Origin of the sequence: Ensifer sp. (assembly GCF_035999135.1) — a bacterium.
In the GTDB taxonomy this organism is placed as follows: domain Bacteria; phylum Pseudomonadota; class Alphaproteobacteria; order Rhizobiales; family Rhizobiaceae; genus Ensifer.
On sequence record NZ_DASYGZ010000006.1, the window covers coordinates 1 to 4,154 of the forward strand.

Sequence of the window (4,154 nt, forward strand, 5' to 3'; positions counted from 1 at the left end):
TCTCTTCGATCCTCCACGTCAATTGTCGTAAAATTGTTATTTGAGTCATACAGTTCGTAATCGCAAGCTGTATTGTTATAAGTGTGCGAGACGGGATTCGGCAGGAGGTCCAATGGGCAAGAAGAACAAGGCCGAAAAGAAAGGCAAGAACGGCAAGAAGAAGGACGAGTTCCTGATCGACGAGCCGCACGATCTTGCCGCCATCCTCGTCCAGGCCGCGCGCTCGATGCGCACGGTGCTCTCGCGCAATCTCGTCGAAAGCGGTCTTTATGCCGGGCAGGACGGCGTGATGCTGGCGCTGGCCGAAACGGACGGGCTGACCGCCGGCGGACTTGCGACAAGGCTCGGCGTCAAGGCCCCGACCATGACCCGCACGATCGGCCGCATGGAAGCGCAAGGCTTTCTCGAACGCCGCCCGGACGAGGACGACGCACGACTGACCAAGGTTTATCTGACCGAACCCGGCCGAAACCGGCTGCAGACCATCGCCGAGGCTGGCCAGCATTCCGAAAAGCTCGCGACACGCGGCCTGACGGACAAGCAGGTGCGCACGCTGATGAAGCTGCTGAGGGCCGTCGACAGCAATCTGCAAGCGGCCCGGGCCGCCGATTGAGCCTCGCTCGACGCATATTGCCGCGGCGATTTAAACAGTTTAAAAGGGATTTAAATTCGTGGCGTCGCCGCGCCCGCAAGGGCGTCGGGGAGCAGACCGCGGGGGCGCTGCATCCTCTCCACTGTCTGATCTCGGAGGGACGCGGCGCGGGGGCGAACAGGGTTAGCAGGGGGCATCGTGGCGCAAAAGGTCAAGCTTTCGACGATCGCGGAAACACTCGGTCTTTCGACGGCAACGGTATCCCTGGCCCTCAGAGACAGTCCGCTGGTGGCGACGGTCACACGCGACAAGATCAAGGAGCAGGCGCGGGCGCTCGGCTATATCTACAATCGCCGTGCCGCAAGCCTCAGGACCTCCCGATCCGGCATCATCGGCGTCGTCGTGCACGACATCATGAACCCGTTCTACGGCGAAATCCTGAAGGCGATCGAAGCCGAGCTCGATCGCGACAAGCAGACCTTCATTCTGTCCAACCACTACGATTCCGTCGACAAGCAGCGCGATTTCATCGAGACGCTGCTGCAGTTGGGCGGCGACGGCGTGATCATGTCGCCGGCGATCGGCACGCCGCTCGAAGACATCCAGCTTGCCGAGGACAACGGCATGCCGGCGATCCTGATCGCCCGCTCGATCGAGGGCGTCGATGTTCCGATCTTCCGCGGCGACGACGCCTACGGCATCTCGCTTGCAGCCAACCATCTGATCGGCCTTGGCCACCGTTGCATCGCCATGGTCGGCGGCACGGACGAGACCTCCACCGGACGCGATCGCTACCAGGGTTATGTCAACGCGCTGCGCAAGGCGAATATCGAGGTGGATCCTGAACTGCGCATCCCCGGCCCGCGCACCAAGCAGGGCGGCTTCGAGGCGGCTGTGCATCTGCTGTCGCTGCCACAGAAGCCGACCGCCGTCGTCTGCTGGAACGACCTGGTGGCGATCGGCATGATGAACGGCATCGCGCGCGCCGGCCTCGTTCCCGGCGTCGACATCTCCGTTACCGGCTACGACGACCTGGAAGAAGCGTCGATCGCAACGCCGGCGCTGACGACCGTCTGGAACGGCCAGGCCGATGTCGGCCGAAGTGCGGCCCGCGCGCTTCTCGACAAGCTCTCGGGCAGCCACGAGCCTGACGGCATTCACCTGATCAAGCCGGAAATGCGTATCCGGCAATCGACAGGGCCGTTGCGCGTCATCGCCTGAGGCCCATCACCCGCAAGGAACCTGCCATGTCTGCCCGCATTCGCGTTCTCGTGCCCGGAAAGATCAATCCACGGGTGGTCGATCGGCTGGCGGAGCGGTTCGAGGTCATCAGGATCGACAGCGCCGACCCGGCGCTGGTGACCGCTGAGATACAGGATGCGAAGGCCGTTGCCGTTTCGGGACGTGTCCCCGCCGCCCTGATGGACGCCCTGCCGGGCCTTGAGATCATCGCCAATTTCGGTGTGGGCTACGATGGCGTCGATGTGGGGCATGCGGCTGAAAGGGGCATAACCGTCAGCAACACGCCCGACGTGCTGACCGAGGAGGTTGCCGACACTGCGGTCGGCCTCTTGCTCAACACGCTGCGCCAGCTGCCGCAGGCCGAGCAATGGTTGCGCCAGGGACGGTGGGCCAAAGACGGTGCGTTCCCGCTTTCGCCGCTTTCGCTGCGCGGGCGAACGGTCGGTCTTTATGGGCTCGGGCGCATCGGCCTTGCGATCGCCAGGCGGCTCGAAGCCTTCGGCGTCTCGATCGCCTACCATACCCGCAGCCCGCGTGAAGGGCTTTCCTATGCCTATCATCCGACACTGGTCGGGCTCGCAGCCGCGGTCGATACGCTCGTTGTCATCGTGCCCGGCACCGAGGCGACGAAGCGCGCCGTCAATGCCGAGGTGCTTTCAGCCCTCGGCAGCAACGGCGTGCTGGTCAATGTCGGTCGTGGCTCGACCGTGGATGAGGCCGCGCTGATTGCGGCACTTCAGGCGGGCGTGATCGCTGGCGCCGGTCTCGATGTCTTCGAGAACGAACCGCAGGTGCCGGACGCGTTGATGGCCCTGCCGAACGTGTCACTGCTGCCGCACGTCGCTTCCGCATCTGTGGTGACCCGAAATGCCATGGCGGATCTCGTCGCCGGCAACATCGAAGCCTGGTTTGAGACGGGCAGGGCGCTGACACCGGTGCCGGAGACGCCATTCACCAGGCGCAGCGCCTGACGGCGCGATTGATCGCGGAGATCAAGTCTTGGCCGGTTGTTGCCGTCTCGCACGGTGGCGCAAGGGTGTCAGGCCGTGCGGCGACCGGCGGCGTAGGTCCGGACGGCATCGCCGAACGCCTTGAACAAGCTTGCCGACGGCGTGTCGGTGCGCACCCAGTATTCCGGATGCCATTGCACGCCGACGGCGAAGGCCTTGGCGCCGATCACCGAGACGGCTTCGATCGTGCCGTCGTCAGCAACCGCTTCGACCGCAAGGCGCGGGGCGCTTGCGGCGATCGCCTGTCGGTGCAGCGAGTTGACGCGGATGCGGCCGGCGCCAAGCACCGGCGCAAGGCAACTTCCTTCCTTGACGATGACGTCCTGACGGATGCCGTAGGCCACGTCCAGTTCCTTCACGTCGGGCTTGCGGTGGTCCCAGATGCCGGGCTGGTCCTGGATCTCGCTGGCGAGCGTGCCTCCAAGCGCGACGTTGAGCTCCTGAATGCCGCGACAGATGGCAAGCAGCGGCACGCCGCGCTCGATCGCCCGGGTGATGAGCGGGAGGCTGGTCGCGTCGCGGCCGGGATCGAAGGGGCCGTCGCTTTCCCTCGCCTCGCGGCCGTAGAGCGACGGGTGGACGTTGGAGCGGGCGCCGCTTGCCAGCACGCCGTCGACGCGATCGAGGATCTCGTCGATGTCGTTTCCGGTCTCGAGCGCGGGGATCAGGAAGGGCATGACACCGGCGCCTTCGACGGCGGCGCGCACGTATTGGTGGGCGACCACGTGCCAGACATTGCCGTCGAATTCGCGGAAATCGCAGGGGATGGCAACGACAGGTTTCGACATCATCAAGCTCCGTACTGGCTTCAAGAAAAGCCTTGCCTTCAGATGCGGATGAAAGTCAACTGAGAAGGTGGTGAGTGCGAATGCTGCGTCGATCCGGGATGAAAAGGGCGGCAGGCGCACTCTGAAACGGCAGGAAATCGCAGGTAATCTTCAAGAACGGGTAACCATCCGAAGCGCAAATCCGGGATCGCCGAAAAACGCTGCAGAATTGTCGAAGTTGCAATTAAGCGTTTTTGTTATGGCGGTGCCTATGTTTGGTTGTAGAAACCGAGTATTGTCCGACGTGGTTCGCACTGTGGAGTTGAACTCTGGGGCAAAACTGGCGCCAGCCCGTGATTTTGCTGGGATTCGATACATTTTTCGGGGCGTTAGACGAAATCTTTCGTTAAGTCATCACCCCTAACAATCCGGTAAACCGGAGCTTGGTTCATGATGCGACTTGGACAGAGCGCTCTTCCGACTGACGTGTATCTGTCATCCGTGAGCTCGCTCTACGAACATCGCAAAACGCTGGTGATCGGC

Annotated in this window: 4 protein-coding genes; 3 read left to right on the top strand and 1 reads right to left on the bottom strand. The window is 63.1% G+C overall.

Features of this window, described 5'->3' with window-relative positions; translation table 11 throughout:
• The first annotated feature begins 112 nt into the window (after positions 1-112).
• From VGO12_RS00160 to VGO12_RS00170, 3 genes are all read left to right on the top strand, one after another.
• Entirely contained in the window at positions 113-613 is a 501-nt protein-coding gene (locus VGO12_RS00160; RefSeq protein ID WP_327510732.1) for a MarR family winged helix-turn-helix transcriptional regulator, read from the top strand.
• 177 nt (positions 614-790) lie between these two features.
• Complete coding sequence (locus VGO12_RS00165; protein WP_034786913.1) at positions 791-1,813, top strand: LacI family DNA-binding transcriptional regulator; 1,023 nt, start codon at positions 791-793, stop codon at positions 1,811-1,813.
• A 26-nt stretch (positions 1,814-1,839) separates the two neighbouring features.
• A complete protein-coding gene (locus tag VGO12_RS00170) occupies positions 1,840-2,805 on the top strand; it encodes a 2-hydroxyacid dehydrogenase (protein ID WP_327510733.1) in 966 nt (321 codons plus the stop codon).
• A gap of 68 nt (positions 2,806-2,873) precedes the next feature.
• On the opposite strand, the gene VGO12_RS00175 is transcribed toward VGO12_RS00170, so the two are convergent.
• Positions 2,874-3,632 (bottom strand): gamma-glutamyl-gamma-aminobutyrate hydrolase family protein, encoded by a 759-nt coding sequence (locus VGO12_RS00175; protein ID WP_327510734.1) that lies wholly within the window; start codon positions 3,630-3,632, stop codon positions 2,874-2,876.
• Between the last annotated feature and the right edge of the window lie 522 nt (positions 3,633-4,154).

Excerpts from the sequence above, each read along its gene's own strand:
- VGO12_RS00160 (WP_327510732.1), top strand. The coding sequence starts at position 113 with ATGGGCAAGAAGAACAAGGCCGAAAAGAAAGGCAAGAACGGCAAGAAG.
- VGO12_RS00170 (WP_327510733.1), top strand. The coding sequence starts at position 1,840 with ATGTCTGCCCGCATTCGCGTTCTCGTGCCCGGAAAGATCAATCCACGG.
- VGO12_RS00175 (WP_327510734.1), bottom strand. The coding sequence starts at position 3,632 with ATGTCGAAACCTGTCGTTGCCATCCCCTGCGATTTCCGCGAATTCGAC.